The sequence below is a fragment of the Pseudomonas sp. LBUM1643 genome (assembly GCF_059716215.1).
Genome location: NZ_CP166813.1, coordinates 6,211,468 through 6,229,463, shown reverse-complemented (window position 1 = coordinate 6,229,463; position 17,996 = coordinate 6,211,468). Strand labels below are relative to the sequence as shown.

The window sequence follows — 17,996 nt, the reverse complement described above, 5'->3', positions numbered from 1 at the left end:
GCACCCACGTCAGCCAGGAGGTAAACCATGTCGGCCACCAAGAAGCCTGTAAATACCCCGTTGCACTTACTCCAACAACTTTCGGGCAGCTTGCTCGAACATTTGGAAACCGCTTGTTCTCAAGCCTTGGCTGATGCTGAAAAACTGCTCGCCAAACTGGAAAAGCAGCGCGGAAAAGCGCAGGAAAAACTGCACAAGTCCCGCACCAAATTGCAAGATGCGGCGTCCGCCGGAAAGGCCAAGGCACAGACCAAAGCCAAGGGTGCGGTGAAAGAACTTGAGGACCTGCTCGATGCCCTCAAGGATCGTCAATCCGAAACGCGTACCTACATTCTGCAACTCAAGCGCGATGCTCAAGAAAGCCTGAAACTGGCCCAGGGCGTCGGTCGTGTACAAGAGGCTGTCGGCAAGGCGTTGTCCCTGCGTTCAGCCAAGCCTGCTTCTGCACCTGCCAAGAAAGCCGCTGCCAAACCAGCTGCTGCAAAAGCACCGGTTAAAGCTGCCGCCAAAGCACCAGTGAAAGCTGCAACAAAACCTGCCGCCAGAACTGCTGCCGCCAAGCCAGCTGCAAGAGCTGCCGCTGCCAAACCTGCTGCGGCGAAAACAGCTGCTGCCAAACCAGCTGCGAAACCTGCCGCAAAACCAGCGGCTAAAACCGCTGCTGCGAAGCCGGCTGCCAAGGCCGCCGCAAAACCTGTAGCTGCAAAAACCGCTGCCAAGCCAGCGGCAAAACCAGTTACTAAAACTGCTGCTAAAACGGCTGCTGCGAAACCGGCTGCCAAGCCTGCCGCGAAACCTGTAGCGGCAAAAACCGCTGCCAAGCCGGCGGCAAAACCAGCTGCTAAACCTGCTGCAAAAGCTGCGGCCAAGCCTGCCGCCAAGCCGGCTGCAAAAACTGCTGCTGCGAAACCGGCCGCTGCCGCCAAGCCTGCAGCTGCGAAACCAGCCGCCAAACCTGCCGCCGCCAAACCGGCTGCAAAACCTGCGGCCAAGCCTGCAGCAAAACCTGCCGTGAAAAAGCCGGCTGCTGCTGTGAAACCGACCGTTGCCCCAGCAGCCAAACCAGCAGCTGCAGCACCGTCTGCTTCTGCTTCTGCTTCGGCTTCGACTGCTCCAGCCGCCACTACCTCGACTACCTCGCCGGCGCCAACGCCAGCCGCTTCGTCGAGCACCAGCACCACGCCGACCAGCGCTTCCTAAGTGCCGGTCGCCGCGACGCGCAGCTGATGCAGCGCGTCGCGGTCCAGGTTGGCGGTGTCCGCCGCGATACTTTCCAGCCAGGCCGATAAAGCGGTCACCTCGTCTTGCGGCCAACGCTGCGCCGTTTGCTCCAGTCGCAGCAACAGGCGTTGCTCGGCTTCCAGTTCCAGCGCCTTCACTTTCTCGCGTAACGCATCCAGATCGGCATCTTCGGCCGCGACGGCTTTCCATTGCATACGCAATGCTCGAAGTGGCTGCACAACATCTGCGTCCCAATCCTCCGCTACGCGTCGAAGCTGCTGCAATCGCTGCTCACTGCATTCGACCTTCCGTTGATCCAGCCACAGCCCACATAGCAGCAGGCATACGTTCGCACCCGCCGCCTGCAACTGCAGGCATGCCTGTTCAACGCCGGGTCGGGCGTACGTGGTAAGGGAAAAGCTCCACAGGTCAGAGGACATGGTGCTACTCGCGCCAGTTGCGAGCGAAGCTGGTAGACTCCGCCGCCATTATGATTCGACTTCAGAACCTGACTTTACAGCGTGGCCCTCAACGTCTGCTAGAAGACGCCGAGCTGACCCTGCACGCCGGCCACAAAGCCGGCCTCATCGGTGCCAACGGCGCCGGCAAATCGAGCCTGTTCGCCTTGCTTCTGGGCGACCTGCACCCGGATTCGGGTGATTGCTTCTTGCCGGCGGACTGGCGCATCGCCCACATGCGCCAGGAGATCGACACCCTCGATCGCATCGCGGTCGACTACGTGCTCGATGGTGACCTGCGCCTGCGTGAGGTGCAACGTGACCTCGCCGCGGCCGAAGCGGCCCATGACGGTGCCGCTCAGGCCCGCCTGCACGCTGAACTCGACAGTGCCGACGGTTACACCGCCGACGCCCGGGCGCGCAAGCTGCTGGCCGGTCTGGGGTTCACCAACGATCAAATGGATCGTCAGGTTGGAGATTTCTCCGGTGGCTGGCGGATGCGCCTGAACCTGGCGCAGGCATTGATGTGCCCATCGGACCTGTTGTTGCTCGACGAACCGACCAACCACTTGGACCTCGACGCCATAATCTGGCTCGAAGAATGGCTGAAAAGCTATCCCGGCACCTTGATGCTGATTTCCCACGACCGGGATTTCCTCGATGCCGTGGTCGATCACGTGGCGCACGTCGATCAGCGCAAGATCACCTTGTATCGCGGTGGCTACAGCGCCTTCGAGCGCGCCCGTGCCGAGCGTCTGGCCCAGCAGCAGCAGGCGTACGAGAAGCAGCAGGCGCAACGTGCGCACATGGAAAGCTACATCGCCCGCTTCAAGGCCCAGGCCACCAAGGCCCGTCAGGCGCAGAGCCGGATCAAGGCGCTGGAGCGGATGGAAGAATTGTCCGCCGCCCACGTTGATTCGCCGTTCGACTTTGTTTTCCGCGAGTCGCACAAGATCTCCAGCCCGTTGATTGACATCTCCGAAGCACGATTGGGTTACGGCGAGCGAGCCGTGCTGGAGAAGGTCAAGCTGCAACTGACCCCCGGTGCGCGCATCGGTTTGCTCGGCCCCAACGGTGCCGGTAAATCGACCCTGATCAAAAACCTTGCCGGTGAGCTCGAGCCATTGTCCGGGCGCCTGACCCGTGGCGAGAACACCGTGGTTGGCTATTTTGCCCAGCATCAACTGGACTCGCTCGACTCCAAGGCCAGCCCATTACTGCATATGCAGCGCCTGGCGCCGACCGAGCGGGAACAGACGCTGCGCGATTTCCTCGGCGGTTTCGACTTCCGTGGGGCGCGCATCGACGAGCCTGTCCTGAATTTTTCCGGTGGCGAGAAGGCCCGTCTGGCTTTGGCGTTGATCGCCTGGGGCCGGCCGAACCTGTTGCTGCTCGACGAACCCACCAACCACCTCGATCTGGAAATGCGTCTTGCACTGACCATGGCGCTGCAAGAGTTCTCGGGCGCGGTACTGGTGGTCTCCCACGATCGTCATCTGCTCAAAAGCACCACCGACAATTTCTATCTGGTGGCGGATGGCAAGGTCGAGGAGTTCGACGGCGATCTGGAGGATTACACCCGTTGGCTGGTGGATTATCGTCAGCGCAATGCGCCGGTCAGCAACACCCCGGTCAATCCGGACAAGACCGACAAGAAGGCCCAACGTCAGGCTGCCGCTGCATTGCGTCAGCAACTGGCGCCGCACAAGCGCGAAGCTGACAAGCTTGAAGCTGAACTGGGCAAGCTTCACGAGAAACTGGCGAAGATCGATACCAGCCTTGGTGACAGTGATATTTACGAACCGGCGCGCAAGAACGAATTGCGGGATCTGCTGGCTGAACAAGCCAAGCTGAAGGTGCGTGAAGCCGAGCTGGAGGAAGCCTGGATGGAAGCCCTCGAATTGCTCGAAAGCATGCAGGCGGAGCTGGAGGCGCTGTCCTGATGGAAGCGTTCAGGGTACCGCTGTCGGCTGTGTGGATCGAACCGATCTGGCTGGTTGTGCAGATTCTGCTGATCCTGTTGGCGGGTTACATCGCCCAGCGCTTTGTCGCCAAATGCCTGAACCGTCTGGGCGAGCGTTATCCGTTTCCGCCGCAGTTGCTATTGCCGCTGCGGGGCGGTCTGCGCTGGCTGATCATGGGCAGTGCGCTGATCTTTGTGCTGGAACGACTCGGGGTATCGGCCACGGTGCTCTGGACGGCATTGTCCGGTTTCGTTGCCGTAGCGGCTGTGGCGTTCTTCGCCATGTGGAGCGTGCTCTCCAATCTGCTTTGCGCCATCCTGATCTTTACGGTCGGCCCGTTTCGCATCGGTGATGTGGTCGAGCTGGTGGACACTACTGACAAGCCGGGCGTCAGAGGTCGGGTGGTGGCAATCAACCTGCTCTACACCACGTTGATCGAGGCCGAAGAACTCGGTACCGGCAGCGCAATGGTGCAAGTACCCAATAGCCTGTTCTTCCAGCGCTCGGTTCGACGCTGGCGCGGAAGTGATGTGTTTCCTTCGAGCGGGTTTGAAAAATAGCTTTTCCGTTGCATGACATTCCGTCATCGCGAGCAGGCTCGCTCCCACAACGGGAGCGCGTCGATCACGCTCGCGATGACGGTCTGTCAGACGACGCCCCCTCCAGGCCCTCAGCACGTCCCGTAGTCGCAACATCCTGCAAAAAAATCATTAGTCATCAGCCCAGAGCCGCATTAGCTTAGACGTCTGTCACGAGTCTGAGTCGAGGTGTGCAATGGAGCTTCAAACATGGCTGGCGTTCTTTGCCGCCTGCTGGGTGATCAGCCTGTCCCCCGGTGCCGGCGCTATTGCGTCGATGTCCAGTGGTCTGCAATACGGTTTCTGGCGCGGTTACTGGAACGCTCTCGGCTTGCAGCTGGGCCTGGCGGTGCAGATTGCAATCGTCGGTGCGGGTGTAGGTGCGATCCTCACCGCGTCGGCCACGGCGTTCTATGCCATCAAATGGTTCGGCGTTGCCTACCTGGTTTACCTCGCGATCAAGCAATGGCGCGCGCTGCCCAGTGACATGAGCGACGATGCGGCGATACGTCAGATCGGCAAGCCGATGGCCCTGGTGTTCCGCGGCTTCCTGGTCAACATCAGCAACCCCAAGGCACTGATATTCATGCTGGCGGTGCTGCCGCAGTTCATTGACCCGCATGCGCCGCTGTTGGCTCAATACCTGATCATCGGCGTCACCATGGTCTGCGTGGATCTGATCGTCATGGCCGGCTACACAGGCCTGGCATCGAAGGTGCTGCGACTGCTGCGCACACCCACGCAGCAAAAACGCATGAATCGTACGTTTGCCGGACTTTTCATTGGCGCGGCTGCGTTCATGGCGACGCTGCGCAAGGCGGCGGTGTAAAGCCTGCGGGCCTGAATAAGGTGGTCACTGCATACAGTTAAGCCTTACGCGAAGCCTGTGGCGAGGGAGCTTGCTCCCGCTGGACTGCGCAGCAGGCCCGTTTTTTAGGGCCGCTTCGCTGCCCAGCGGGAGCAAGCTCCCTCGCCACAAAAAACTACGCCAACTGTGCATTGACCCTTGCTCCGAATCTGCGCAGAACGTCCGGTATCAGCGAACAAAGCTTGAGTGAATGGGATTCGAAGTGAACAATGTGTAACTTCGTATTTCCAATTGAGATTCATTCATGATTGCCCCATCACGACTACTGGCCTGGCTCGTGTTATCGCTCGCGGCGTTCGGCAGTTCCCAACTGCTGGCCGACACGGTGGAAGGCGCGCCACAAGCGCTGCACATGCTCGATTACATTGGCGCCGACTATCCGCAAACGGTCCAGGCGGGCAAGGTCATCAATGAATCCAAATACCACGCGCAGCTGGATTCCATAAAAGCGCTGCAAGGCCTGATCGTCGCGATGCCCGCCAAGTCGGAGCAAGCCGGGCTGGAGCAGGGCCTCCGCGCATTGCGCAGTGCCGTTACAGATCGTCAGGACGGCGCAGATGTCAGCCGTCAGGCGCGGCAGCTCGGTGCAAAACTCGCCGTCACTTACGAAGTCAGTCAGGCGCCGATCATTACACCCGATCCGACCCGGGGTGCGCCGCTGTATGCACAGCATTGTTCGGTCTGCCACGGTGATGCGGGCGCAGGCGACGGTCCGGCGGGCGTTGGTCTGACGCCGCCGCCATCCAATTTGCGCGACAGCGCACGCATGGATCACCTGAGTCTCTACGCGATCTACAGCACGCTGGGCCTGGGTATCGAAGGCACCGATATGCCAGCCTTTGCAGATCAACTGGACGATCGTCAGCGCTGGGACCTGGCGACCTATATCGCCAGCTTCAGCGCCGATCCGGCTGCTGCGACCTCTGAGAAAACCTACAACATTGCTGACCTGTCCCGGCAAACGCCCGCTGAAGTGCAGGCCGCCGAAGGACTGCAAGCCGCAGGGGTCTATCGTGCGCAGCGAGCTCAGCCACCGCAGGCCAAGCGCGGGCCGGCGCAACTGCTCGACTACACGGCAGCGACTCTGGACAAGAGCATCGCGGCCTACCGTGCGGGCGATCACGATCAGGCGTATGACTTGTCGGTAGCGGCTTACCTGGAGGGCTTCGAACTGGTCGAGAGCTCCCTGGACAACGTCGACGCCAACGTCCGCAAGGACACTGAAAAATCGCTGATGGCGTACCGCCAGGCGTTGCAGGATGGTTTGCCAGTGGCCCAGGTTCAGCAGCGTCTGGACATGGCGAAAACCAAATTGAAGGAATCGGCCGGTCTGTTGGGCAGTGACGGCCTGAGTTGGTCCCTGAGCTACATTTCCGGTCTGTTGATTCTGTTGCGCGAAGGCCTGGAAGCGATTCTGGTGCTGGCGGCGATCCTCGCGTTCCTGCGTAACACCGGCCAGCAATCTGCCGTGCGCAGCGTCAACGTGGGTTGGGGCCTGGCGCTGCTGGCGGGTCTGGCCACGTGGGCGCTGGCGGCGTATGTGATCGATGTCAGCGGTTCCCAGCGCGAATTGCTCGAAGGTGCGACGGCGCTGTTTGCCAGCGTCATGGTGCTGTGGCTCGGCGTTTGGATGCACGATCGCCGTCATGCTGCGGCCTGGCAGGATTACATCAAGAGCAGCCTGGTGGGCGGTGGTGGGCGTTTCGGGTTCGCGACGCTGGCGTTCTTCTCCGTGTACCGCGAGTTGTTCGAGGTCATTCTGTTCTACGAAACCTTGTGGTTGCAGGCGGGCCCTGCCGGTCATAACGCGGTGCTGGCCGGCGGAGCAACGGCGCTGGTGCTGCTGGTCGGGTTGGCCTGGGTGATCCTGCGAGGCTCGGCAAAACTGCCGCTGTCGTTGTTCTTTGGCATCAACGCTGGTCTGCTGTGCGCGTTGTCAGTGGTGTTCGCCGGGCATGGCGTGAAGGCATTGCAGGAAGCCGGCATCTTTGGCACCCATCCCGTGCCGTTCTTTGACTTCGACTGGCTGGGCATCCACGCTGACGCCTATTCGCTGAGTGCGCAGGCGGCGGCGATCATTGCGATTATTGTCCTGTATGGCCGTAGTTGGTTGGCGGAGAAGCGGCGGGTTCAGGTTTCCTAAAGCATTCGCTGCGCTCACAATCGCGGGCAAGCCCTCCCACAGGTCGTATCTGTAGGAACAACGCTTGCCCGAGATGCTTTTTACAGGAGAACACCCAATGCGTGTCTGGATCGATGCCGACGCCTGCCCTCGAGCGGCAAAAGACCTGGTCGTGAAGTTCGCCCTCAAGCGCCAGTTCGAAGTGGTGCTCGTGGCTGGACAGCCGCAAATCAAACCGGGGCTGGCCCTCGTGAAATTAATTGTGGTGCCCAGTGGCCCGGATGCGGCAGATGATTACCTGGTGGAACACGCGGTGCCTGGCGAGCTGGTGATCTGCAGTGATGTTCCGCTGGCTGACCGGCTGGTGAAGAAGGGCGTCGCTGCGCTGGATCCTCGTGGCAAGGAATTCGATGCACAGAACATGGGCGATCGACTGGCGGTGCGTAACCTGTTTACCGATCTGCGTGAGCAAGGCCAGATGAGCGGTGGTCCAGCGCCGTTTGGCGAGCGCGAGAAGCAAGCGTTTGCCAATGCGCTGGATCGAATACTGACACGCCTTACCCGCAAGCCCTGAAACGATCGCAGGCTCCTAAAAAGGTGCGCATCCGGTCCACGTAGGAGCTGGCGCAGCCTGCGATCTTTTGATCTTTCCTTTAAACATCGTTTTCGTGGGTCAGTTCAAGCACGCGGTCGACCAGTTTGTTGATTCCCGATGCAGCTTCACCAATGCTTTGCGCCAGCATGTAAGCCGGAGTGCTCACCAGTTTGCGCGCCTTGTCCTCAACGATGTCAGTCACCGCGCAATCCGCGTGCGTCGCACCCATTTTGTTCATGGCGGCAGCAGTCTCGGCATCGTTGCCGATGGTGCAGGTCACGCCAGGACCATAGATTTTCGCCGCAAGCGCCGGAGAAATGCAGATCAGCCCGACTGGCTTACCGGCTTCGGCGAAGGCTTCGGTCAGTGCCAGAACGTCCGGGTGCACCGTGCAGCCGGCGCCTTCGATGGCAAAGTTCGACAGATTCTTCGCCGCTCCGAAACCGCCCGGCACGATCAACGCGTCGAAGTCATCGACACTGGCTTCGCGAATGTCCTTGATATTGCCCCGTGCAATTCGCGCGGATTCCACCAGCACATTGCGCGACTCGGGCATTTCTTCCCCCGTCAGATGGTTGATCACATGCAGCTGCGCGATGTTTGGGGCAAAGCACTGCACCTGAGCGCCGCGCTGGTCCAATCGCAGTAGAGTGATCACGCTCTCGTGGATTTCGGCGCCGTCGTAAACGCCACAGCCGGAAAGGATCACTGCAATTTTTTTGCTCATGGGCTTTTCTCCTGATTTATGGCGCTAAATGTCCACTAATTTGTCATCGGTTGCCATAGGGATAATGGGCGGCTACACCTAGGATCTGTGTTCAAGATCCCGATCAGGACGCGTCATGGACCTCATTCTGTATGCCGTTCCGTTTTTCCTGGTGCTGATCGCCGTAGAGCTGTTGGCTGACCGTTGGCGCGGGATGAGCAATTACCGGATCGCCGACGCGATCAACAGCATCAGTACCGGTGTTTTGTCGACCACCACGGGCCTGCTGACCAAGGGTGTCGGGCTGTTGACTTATGCCTATGCGCTCAAGCATCTGGCACTGTTCGAGCTGTCTGCCGACAGCGTCTGGGTCTGGGTGTTTGCCTTTGTCCTTTACGATTTCTGCTACTACTGGCTGCATCGCATGGGCCATGAACGCAACATCCTCTGGGCCGCGCATTCGGTGCATCACCAGAGCGAGGACTACAACCTCTCCACGGCTTTGCGCCAAACCAGCACCGGCTTTTTGCTGAGCTGGATTTTCTACCTGCCCATGGCCGTGCTGGGCGTACCGCTGCTGGTGTTCATCAGCGTCGCGGCGCTGAACCTGCTTTACCAATTCTGGGTGCATACCCGACACATCCCCAAGCTTGGCTGGTACGAGTGGTTTTTTGTCACGCCATCCAATCATCGGGCTCACCATGCACAGAACGCTCTCTACATGGATCGCAACTATGGCGGTGTGTTCATTATTTGGGACCGTCTGTTTGGCTCGTTCCAGGAAGAAGACGACAACGAGCCGGTTATCTTCGGTGTGACAACACCGCTCGCGAGCTGGAATCCACTGTGGGCGAACGTGCAGTTTTACGTGCAGTTGTGGGATGACGCGCGACGGACGCAGAGCAAGTGGGACAAGCTGCGCATCTGGTTCATGCGCACCGGATGGCGCCCGGCAGATGTCGCGGCAAGCTACCCGATGAGCAAGCCGGACCTGAGTCAGTTCCGCAAGTTTGAAGTGCCTCTGGACGGGCGTCAGCAGGTGTATGTGGCGCTGCAGTTTTGCGTCTACATCGCGCTTGGCAGCTACTTGATGAATATGGAGCGAAGCCTGTCGACCGCCGCACTGGTGCTCGGCTGGGGCGCGGTGGCGTTGGGATTGTTCACGTTGGGCGTCGCCCTGGAGAATCGGCCGTGGGCGGTGAAGCTTGAGCTGCTGAGGCTGGCTTCGAACGTGCCGCTGGTATGGCTGGCGCCGATGGTCGGGCTGTGGCCCGCCAGTGCAGTGGGCTGGATCGCGCTGCTGAGTTACAGCCTGCTCAGCGGGATCGGGCTCTACTGTTGCAGAGACCGGGTTACTCGGTTGGCGTCTTAGTCACGTCAGCTTTGGCCTGTTCGGCCTTCAGGGCTTGTTCGTCAGCGTAGACTTTCCTGGCCAGGCGAGCGTTCTTGAAGCGCCGGCGCAGCCACAGGCCGACACCCAGCACCAGCAGGGCGCCGAGCACCCAGAGCTCGTATTTCTTGACGCTGCCGAGCATGCCTTCAAGCACCGCGCCGAAATGATAGGCCGCCGCTGCCAGCGCGCTTGCCCAGATCGCCGCGCCAATGCCGTTCAGCAACAGATAGCGTCCCGGCGGATAGCCCGACAGGCCAATCGCCACGGGCATGACGGTGCGCAAACCGTAGACAAACCGAAAACTCAGGACCCAGATGTCAGGGTGCTTGCGGATATGCTCCAGCGCCCGATCACCCAACAATTGCCAGCGTGGTTTGCGCGCGAGCAACTTACGCCCGTGCTTGCGCCCCAGGAAGTACCACAGCTGATCACCCGCGTAACTGCCACAAAACGCCACGATGGTGACGATCTTGATATCCATGTATCCGCGAAACGCGAGGAAACCCGCGAGCACCAGAATGGTTTCGCCTTCGAAGAACGTGCCGAGAAAGAGGGCGAAATACCCGAATTCCTGAAGAAATTGCTGGAGCATTGTCTGGGTGCTGGCGAAATGAACGCGCAGCCTAACCCTTCGTGCACATTCATGAAAGTGTCCAAATGTGTCTCGACGTGAACATTTCCTACAAGGACAATGGAATATGGCTACAGAATATGGGAGTGCACATAACTGTCACACGACGGTCATAATGCCCGCTTATAACTGTCACGCTCGCCCGTCAGCACGGGCTCAGGAGTCTGCCGTGAGTTTCACCCCCGCCAATCGTTTGTTTCCTGCAACCCGCCTGCGTCGCAACCGTCGTGATGATTTTTCGCGTCGACTGGTCCGTGAAAACGTTCTGACCGTCGATGACCTGATCCTGCCGGTGTTTGTGCTGGACGGTGAAAACCGCCGTGAAGCGGTGGCCTCGATGCCGGGCGTAGAACGCCTGACCATCGACCTGTTGCTGGAAGAGGCGGCCAAGTGGGTCGAGCTGGGGATTCCGGCGCTGGCACTGTTTCCGGTGACACCATCGGAACTCAAGTCCCTGGACGCCGCCGAAGCCTGGAACCCGAACGGTATTGCCCAGCGCGCCACCCGAGCGCTACGAGCGCAGTTCCCGGAGCTTGGCGTGATCACCGACGTCGCCCTGGACCCGTTCACCACCCACGGGCAGGACGGTATCCTCGACGAAGAAGGCTACGTGCAGAACGACATCACCGTCGATGCACTGGTCAAACAGGCCTTGTCCCACGCCGAAGCGGGCGCCCAGGTGGTGGCCCCCTCGGACATGATGGACGGTCGGATCCAGGCGATCCGCGAAGCACTGGAGCTGGCCGATCACGTCAACGTGCGGATCATGGCTTACTCGGCGAAGTACGCCAGCGCGTACTACGGGCCGTTCCGCGATGCGGTCGGTTCGGCGCTGAACCTGGGCAAGGCCAACAAGGCCTCCTATCAGATGGACCCGGCGAACAGCAACGAAGCCCTGCACGAAGTGGCGGCGGACTTGTCAGAAGGCGCGGACATGGTCATGGTCAAGCCAGGCATGCCGTACCTGGACATCCTTTACCGGGTCAAAGAAGAATTCAAAGTACCGACGTTTGTTTACCAAGTCAGCGGCGAATACGCCATGCACATGGCGGCAATCCAGAATGGCTGGTTGAGCGAAGGGGTTATCCTCGAATCCCTGACCGCTTTTAAACGTGCAGGCGCCGATGGCATCCTGACTTACTTTGCCGTCCGTGCCGCTCAATTGCTACGAGAGCAAAAATAGCCCTCCAGGAAAAGGTCATGAATACCGAAGGACTCACTGAAGTTGCCGTAAAAGAAGCTCAACCCGTGGTTGAGCAAATCGCCGAAACGCCACCGGAACTTGAGCCTGCTCCCCCCACGGTAGTGGCCGAGCCCGTTTCGGCGGCGCCGGCGATTGCCATTCCCGGCCTGGATGACAGCAGCCTGTACATCCACCGCGAGCTCTCGCAACTGCAGTTCAACATCCGCGTGCTGGAGCAGGCGCTGGATGAGTCCTACCCATTGCTGGAGCGGCTGAAGTTCCTGCTGATCTTCTCCAGCAACCTGGACGAGTTCTTTGAGATTCGTGTTGCCGGCCTGAAGAAGCAGATCACCTTCGCCCGTGAACAAGCCGGTGCCGACGGCCTGCAACCCCATCAGGCTCTGGCGCGCATCAGTGAGCTGGTACACGGCCACGTCGACCGCCAGTACGCGATCCTCAACGACATTCTGTTGCCGGAGCTGGAAAAGCATCAGGTCCGCTTCATCCGTCGGCGTCACTGGACCACCAAGATCAAAACCTGGGTGCGCCGTTATTTCCGCGACGAGATCGCGCCGATCATTACCCCGATCGGCCTCGACCCGACGCACCCGTTTCCACTGTTGGTGAACAAGAGCCTGAACTTCATCGTCGAGCTCGAAGGCATCGACGCTTTCGGTCGCGATTCCGGTCTGGCGATCATTCCGGCACCCCGTCTTCTTCCACGCGTTATCAAGTTGCCGGAAGAAGTGGGCGGCGCTGGCGACAATTATGTGTTCCTGTCGTCAATGATCCACGCGCACGCCGATGACCTGTTCCAGGGCATGAAGGTCAAGGGCTGCTACCAGTTCCGCCTGACCCGAAACGCCGACCTCGCGGTTGATACCGAAGACGTGGAAGACCTGGCCCGCGCCCTGCGCGGCGAGTTGTTCTCCCGTCGCTACGGTGACGCGGTGCGTCTGGAAGTGGCCGACACTTGCCCAAAACACCTGTCCGACTACTTGCTCAAGCAGTTCAACCTGCACGAAACCGAGCTGTATCAGGTCAACGGCCCGGTCAACCTGACCCGTCTGTTCAGCATCACCGGCCTGGACAGCCAGCGCGAGCTGCAATACATGCCGTTCACGCCGCAGATCCCGAAGCTGCTGCAGAACAGCGAGAACATCTTCAGCGTGATCAGCAAGCAGGACATCCTGTTGCTGCACCCGTTCGAGTCCTTCACGCCGGTCGTCGACCTGCTGCGTCAGGCCGCGAAGGACCCGCATGTACTGGCGGTCCGTCAGACGCTGTACCGCTCCGGCGCGAACTCGGAAATCGTTGATGCACTGGTCGATGCCGCGCGGAACGGCAAGGAAGTCACCGCGGTAATCGAGTTGCGTGCGCGGTTCGATGAAGAGTCCAACTTGCAACTTGCCAGCCGTCTACAGGCAGCCGGCGCAGTGGTGATCTACGGTGTGGTCGGCTTCAAGACGCACGCCAAGATGATGCTGATCCTACGCCGCGAAGCCGGTGAAATCGTGCGTTACGCGCACTTGGGCACTGGTAACTACCACGCGGCCAACGCCCGTTTGTACACTGACTACAGTCTGCTGACGTCGGACGACGCCTTGTGCGAAGACGTCGGCAAGTTGTTCAGTCAGTTGATCGGCATGGGTAAAACCCTGCGCATGAAGAAGCTGCTGCACGCACCCTTCACGCTGAAGAAGGGCATGCTTGACATGATTGCCCGGGAAACCCAGTTCGCCCTCGACGGCAAACCGGCGCACATCATCGCCAAGTTCAACTCGCTGACCGATCCGAAGATCATTCGCGCACTGTACAAGGCGAGCCAGTCCGGGGTGCGTATCGATCTGGTGGTGCGTGGCATGTGCTGCCTGCGTCCCGGTATCGCCGGGGTTTCGCACAACATTCACGTGCGCTCGATCATCGGTCGCTTCCTGGAGCACACCCGGGTCTTCTACTTCCTCAATGGCGGCGAAGAACAGATGTTCCTGTCCAGTGCCGACTGGATGGAGCGCAACCTCGACAAGCGCGTCGAGACCTGTTTCCCGGTGGAGGGCAAGAAGCTGGTCATGCGGGTCAAGAAAGAGCTGGAGCTTTATCTCACCGATAACACTCACAGCTGGAGCCTGCAGTCTGACGGTCGCTACATCCGCAACACGCCGACCGGCAACCAGAACCCGCGCAGTGCCCAGGCCACATTGCTGGAGCGGCTGGGCAGTCCGATTCTGGCAGTGCGTTAACGCGCATTAGTCGAGGCAAAAAAAGGGCGATCCACATGGATCGCCCTTTTTGTTTTCACCGAGAGTTCATGTCGAACTGGCTCCCTGTAGGAGCTGTCGAGTGAAACGAGGCTGCGATCTTTTGATCTTGCTTTTCAGTCGCCCAGTAAAATAAAGATCAAAAGATCGCAGCCTCGTTTCACTCGACAGCTCCTACAGGTGTTTGGTGGCGATCAAAATCTTTAGCGGACGTTGAGCACGAACCCAACCCGCGTCAGCCATTCCGCTTCCAGCGCGAAATCAGCCTGAGTCAGCTGGTTTTCGTCCAGCCAGTTGGCCGGGAACAACACATCCAGACTATCGCCGTTGGCGCGCAGTATTACCTGAGGCATTTCCTGGGTGCCGCGAATGTGATGGAACAGAATCGCAAAGCGCAACAGGACGCACAGGCGAATCAGCTTGATGCCGTCATCACCAAACTCGGCAAACTTGTCTTTTGGAATGTTGCGTCGATGACCACGCACCAGCAACGCGAGCATTTGCTGGTCTTCTCGGGAGAATCCGGCAAGGTCGGAGTGCTCGATCAGGTAGGCACCGTGCTTGTGGTAATGATAATGAGCGATGTCCAGGCCCACTTCATGGACCTTGGCTGCCCAGCCAAGCAATTCGCGCCAGACGCCATCATCCAGATCCCAGTCTTCGGCGACTTGGTCGAACGCGTGCAGCGCTTTGCGTTCAACCCGTGCGGCCTGCTCCAGATCGACGTGATAACGCTCCATCAACGAGCTGAGCGTGCGCTCACGGACGTCTTCGTGATGATGACGGCCCAGCAGGTCGTACAGCACACCTTCGCGAAGGGCGCCTTCACAGTGGTCCATGCGTTGCAAGTCGAGGGCATCGAAGATCGCTTCAAGAATTGCCAGGCCGGCCGGGAAGATCGCCCGACGGTCGGGCTTGATGCCTTCGAAATCGATTTTCTCGACATCGCCCAGTTTGAACAGCTTGCGCTTGAGCCAGGCGAGGCCTTCGGCGTTCACCTCGCCGGTACCATGACCGCCGGCCTTCAGCGCAAGACCGATGGCACGGATGGTGCCCGAGGAGCCGATGGCTTCATCCCAGGTCAGGCGGTGCAGGGCGTGTTCGATGCTCATGATCTCCAGGCGCGCCGCCGTGTACGCCTGGGCGTAGCGGGCCGGAGTGATCTTGCCGTCCTTGAAATAGCGCTGGGTGAAGCTTACGCAGCCCATTTGCAGGCTTTCGCGCAGCAACGGTTCGAAGCGCTGGCCGATGATGAATTCAGTACTGCCGCCGCCGATGTCCGCCACCAGGCGTTTGCCCGGGGTGTCAGCGAGGGTGTGGGACACGCCAAGGTAGATCAGGCGAGCTTCTTCACGGCCGGAGATGACTTCTACCGGGTGTCCGAGAATGGCTTCGGCGCGGCGGATGAATTCGCCGCGGTTGCGGGCTTCACGCAGGGCGTTGGTGCCAACGATTCGCACGGCACCCAAAGGCATACCGTTGATCAGTTGGGCAAAGCGCTTCAGGCAGTCCAGACCGCGCTGCATGGATTCTTCGTTGAGCTGGCGTTCATCGTCGATGCCGGCGGCCAGCTGAACCTTCTCCCCGAGACGTTCGAGAATACGGATTTCGACGTTCTGGGCCTTGGCCACGACCATGTGAAAGCTGTTAGAGCCCAGGTCGATTGCGGCGATCAGGGACAGATTCTTGGCTTGGGATTGCGGCATGGTCAGGGGGTCTCGGTCGATAACCTCGACATCGTGCCACGATCAAACGCTGCCGCCAACGCGCAGTGTTCAAAGCATTGATCCGGCGCAGGAAAGCTGGTGGCCGCAAGGTGGTCAATCGCGGGCAGGCTCGCTCCCGCAGGGTTTCATGTTGCTGCACGATACCGGGGCAGCGCAAAACAACTGTGGGAGCGAGCCTGCTCGCGATGGCTGCCTCGAAAGTACCAAATGCTCAATAGCCTACCGAAATGACCACCTTCGCTCCCACCGCTCCTTGACTTGAGCTATACCCAAACTCATGCAGCACCATAGCGAGACTCAATCATCTGCACCTTCCTGAACGAGGGAAGGGCAGCTATGATGGGCCACGTTTTTTTGCTTACAACCTGGAGACTTCCATGAGCAGCGATCTTATCAAACACGTTAGCGACGCTAGCTTCGAGGCCGATGTACTCAAGGCCGAAGGCGCTGTACTGGTCGACTACTGGGCTGAATGGTGCGGCCCTTGCAAAATGATCGCTCCTGTTCTGGACGAGATTGCAGAAACCTACAAAGGCAAGCTGACTATTGCCAAACTGAACATCGACGAGAACCAGGAAACTCCGGCCAAGCATGGCGTGCGTGGTATCCCGACGCTGATGCTGTTCAAGAACGGAAACGTTGAAGCGACCAAGGTCGGCGCACTGTCGAAGTCGCAACTGGCTGCTTTCCTCGACGCCAACATCTAAGTGTCGATGTAAAGTGTCCGAAAAAAGGCCCCGCTAATTGCGGGGCTTTTTCGTTATTGAGGGCTAGACGCTCCGAAACTCAGGTGGTACATTCGGCCCCGCACTGGTTTCTCCATTGCCCCCTGCTAGCCGTCGCCGACGCACTCCTTTTCGAATAAGTACGCGATCCTGTCGCCTTCTCTGCGGCGCGGCCTCATTAAGCCAAAAGCTTAATTTCCCCCCTCCATAAATGATTACGTCATTCCTATATGAATCTGACTGAACTCAAGCAAAAGCCGATTACCGAACTGCTCGAATTGGCCGAACAGATGGGCATAGAAAATATGGCCCGTTCGCGCAAGCAGGACGTGATTTTCTCCCTGCTCAAAAAGCACGCTAAAAGCGGCGAGGAAATCTCCGGTGATGGCGTGCTGGAGATTCTCCAGGACGGCTTCGGCTTCCTTCGCTCCGCTGACGCTTCCTATCTCGCTGGCCCTGACGATATCTACGTCTCGCCAAGCCAGATTCGTCGTTTCAACTTGCGCACCGGTGACACCATCGTTGGCAAGATCCGCCCTCCAAAGGAAGGCGAGCGTTATTTCGCGCTGCTCAAGGTCGACACGATCAACTACGATCGTCCCGAGAACGCGAAAAACAAGATTCTCTTCGAGAACCTGACCCCGCTGTTCCCGACTGTGCGCATGAAGATGGAAGCCGGCAACGGTTCCACCGAAGACTTGACCGGTCGCGTAATCGACCTGTGCGCCCCGATCGGCAAAGGCCAGCGCGGTCTGATCGTTGCACCGCCGAAAGCCGGTAAGACGATCATGCTGCAGAACATCGCGGCGAACATCGCTCGTAACAACCCTGAAGTTCACCTGATCGTTTTGCTGATCGATGAGCGTCCGGAAGAAGTAACCGAAATGCAGCGCACCGTGCGCGGCGAAGTAGTTGCCTCGACGTTCGACGAGCCGCCAACCCGCCACGTGCAGGTTGCCGAAATGGTGATCGAAAAGGCCAAGCGCCTGGTCGAACACAAGAAAGACGTGGTGATCCTGCTTGACTCCATCACCCGTCTGGCTCGCGCCTACAACACCGTGATCCCGAGCTCCGGCAAGGTACTCACCGGTGGTGTCGATGCCCACGCCCTGGAGAAACCGAAACGTTTCTTCGGCGCCGCGCGGAACATCGAGGAAGGCGGTTCGCTGACCATCATCGCCACCGCGCTGGTTGAAACCGGCTCGAAGATGGACGAAGTGATCTACGAAGAATTCAAAGGCACCGGCAACATGGAACTGCCTCTGGATCGTCGTATCGCTGAAAAACGCGTTTTCCCGGCCATCAACATCAACCGTTCCGGCACCCGTCGTGAAGAGTTGCTGACGGCCGACGACGAGTTGCAGCGCATGTGGATTCTGCGCAAGCTGCTGCACCCGATGGACGAAATCGCTGCCATCGAGTTCCTGGTCGACAAGTTGAAAACGACCAAGACCAACGATGAGTTCTTCCTGTCGATGAAACGCAAGTAAGTCGATAGACCAGCAAAAGCCGGGGAAACCCGGCTTTTTGCTATCTGATTTTTGATGAACGGCAGTTCGTTGTTCTG

Annotated in this window: 15 protein-coding genes; 11 read left to right on the top strand and 4 right to left on the bottom strand. The window is 59.3% G+C overall.

What is annotated here, in order from left to right; translation table 11 throughout:
* Positions 1 to 27: 27 nt before the first annotated feature.
* The gene (locus ACA063_RS28200) at positions 28 to 1,200 is read left to right on the top strand and encodes an AlgP family protein (protein WP_497664165.1); all 1,173 of its coding nucleotides are present in this window, start codon (positions 28 to 30) and stop codon (positions 1,198 to 1,200) included.
* On the opposite strand, the gene ACA063_RS28195 is transcribed toward ACA063_RS28200, so the two are convergent.
* Positions 1,197 to 1,661, bottom strand: a complete 465-nt coding sequence (locus tag ACA063_RS28195) for a TIGR02444 family protein (protein ID WP_497664164.1) — start codon at positions 1,659 to 1,661, stop codon at positions 1,197 to 1,199. The genes ACA063_RS28200 and ACA063_RS28195 overlap by 4 nt on opposite strands.
* 50 nt (positions 1,662 to 1,711) lie before the next feature.
* On the opposite strand from ACA063_RS28195, the gene ACA063_RS28190 reads away from it, so the two are divergent.
* The 5 genes from ACA063_RS28190 (at position 1,712) to ACA063_RS28170 (ending at position 7,785) form a co-directional block, all read left to right on the top strand.
* Entirely contained in the window at positions 1,712 to 3,622 is a 1,911-nt protein-coding gene (locus tag ACA063_RS28190) for an ATP-binding cassette domain-containing protein (RefSeq protein ID WP_497664163.1), read from the top strand.
* Entirely contained in the window at positions 3,622 to 4,203 is a 582-nt protein-coding gene (locus ACA063_RS28185) for a mechanosensitive ion channel domain-containing protein (protein ID WP_497664162.1), read from the top strand. The genes ACA063_RS28190 and ACA063_RS28185 overlap by 1 nt, the downstream gene beginning before the upstream one ends.
* A gap of 214 nt (positions 4,204 to 4,417) precedes the next feature.
* Positions 4,418 to 5,050: a LysE family transporter gene (locus tag ACA063_RS28180; protein WP_497664161.1), complete on the top strand. Its 633-nt coding sequence runs from the start codon at positions 4,418 to 4,420 to the stop codon at positions 5,048 to 5,050.
* Between the two features lie 283 nt (positions 5,051 to 5,333).
* Positions 5,334 to 7,232: an FTR1 family protein gene (locus tag ACA063_RS28175; RefSeq protein ID WP_497664160.1), complete on the top strand. Its 1,899-nt coding sequence runs from the start codon at positions 5,334 to 5,336 to the stop codon at positions 7,230 to 7,232.
* A 97-nt stretch (positions 7,233 to 7,329) separates the two neighbouring features.
* Positions 7,330 to 7,785: a YaiI/YqxD family protein gene (locus ACA063_RS28170; protein WP_017341414.1), complete on the top strand. Its 456-nt coding sequence runs from the start codon at positions 7,330 to 7,332 to the stop codon at positions 7,783 to 7,785.
* A gap of 79 nt (positions 7,786 to 7,864) precedes the next feature.
* Here the strand turns inward: ACA063_RS28170 and elbB are convergent, their stop codons facing one another.
* Positions 7,865 to 8,533 carry an isoprenoid biosynthesis glyoxalase ElbB gene (gene elbB / locus ACA063_RS28165; protein WP_497664159.1) on the bottom strand — a complete coding sequence of 223 codons (669 nt, stop codon included), beginning with the start codon at positions 8,531 to 8,533 and terminating at the stop codon, positions 7,865 to 7,867.
* A 115-nt stretch (positions 8,534 to 8,648) separates the two neighbouring features.
* Here elbB and ACA063_RS28160 point away from each other — a divergent pair, with 115 nt between their 5' ends.
* Positions 8,649 to 9,884: a sterol desaturase family protein gene (locus ACA063_RS28160; RefSeq protein WP_497664158.1), complete on the top strand. Its 1,236-nt coding sequence runs from the start codon at positions 8,649 to 8,651 to the stop codon at positions 9,882 to 9,884.
* Here the strand turns inward: ACA063_RS28160 and ACA063_RS28155 are convergent.
* Complete coding sequence (locus ACA063_RS28155; protein WP_497664157.1) at positions 9,865 to 10,497, bottom strand: DedA family protein; 633 nt, start codon at positions 10,495 to 10,497, stop codon at positions 9,865 to 9,867. The genes ACA063_RS28160 and ACA063_RS28155 overlap by 20 nt on opposite strands.
* A gap of 208 nt (positions 10,498 to 10,705) precedes the next feature.
* On the opposite strand from ACA063_RS28155, the gene hemB reads away from it, so the two are divergent.
* Together hemB and ppk1 are read left to right on the top strand one after the other, a co-directional pair.
* Positions 10,706 to 11,719, top strand: coding sequence for a porphobilinogen synthase (gene hemB, locus ACA063_RS28150; protein WP_497664156.1), 1,014 nt, complete (start codon positions 10,706 to 10,708; stop codon positions 11,717 to 11,719).
* Positions 11,720 to 11,736: 17 nt separating this feature from the next.
* Entirely contained in the window at positions 11,737 to 13,959 is a 2,223-nt protein-coding gene (gene ppk1 / locus ACA063_RS28145) for a polyphosphate kinase 1 (protein WP_497664155.1), read from the top strand.
* A gap of 221 nt (positions 13,960 to 14,180) precedes the next feature.
* Here ppk1 and ppx read toward each other — a convergent pair whose 3' ends face one another.
* Entirely contained in the window at positions 14,181 to 15,683 is a 1,503-nt protein-coding gene (ppx, locus tag ACA063_RS28140) for an exopolyphosphatase (RefSeq protein ID WP_497664154.1), read from the bottom strand.
* A 398-nt stretch (positions 15,684 to 16,081) separates the two neighbouring features.
* Between ppx and trxA the strand changes: the two genes are divergently transcribed.
* A complete protein-coding gene (gene trxA, locus ACA063_RS28135; protein WP_003177349.1) occupies positions 16,082 to 16,411 on the top strand; it encodes a thioredoxin TrxA in 330 nt (109 codons plus the stop codon).
* 248 nt (positions 16,412 to 16,659) lie between these two features.
* Entirely contained in the window at positions 16,660 to 17,919 is a 1,260-nt protein-coding gene (gene rho, locus ACA063_RS28130; protein WP_007942421.1) for a transcription termination factor Rho, read from the top strand.
* The last annotated feature ends 77 nt before the right edge of the window (positions 17,920 to 17,996 follow it).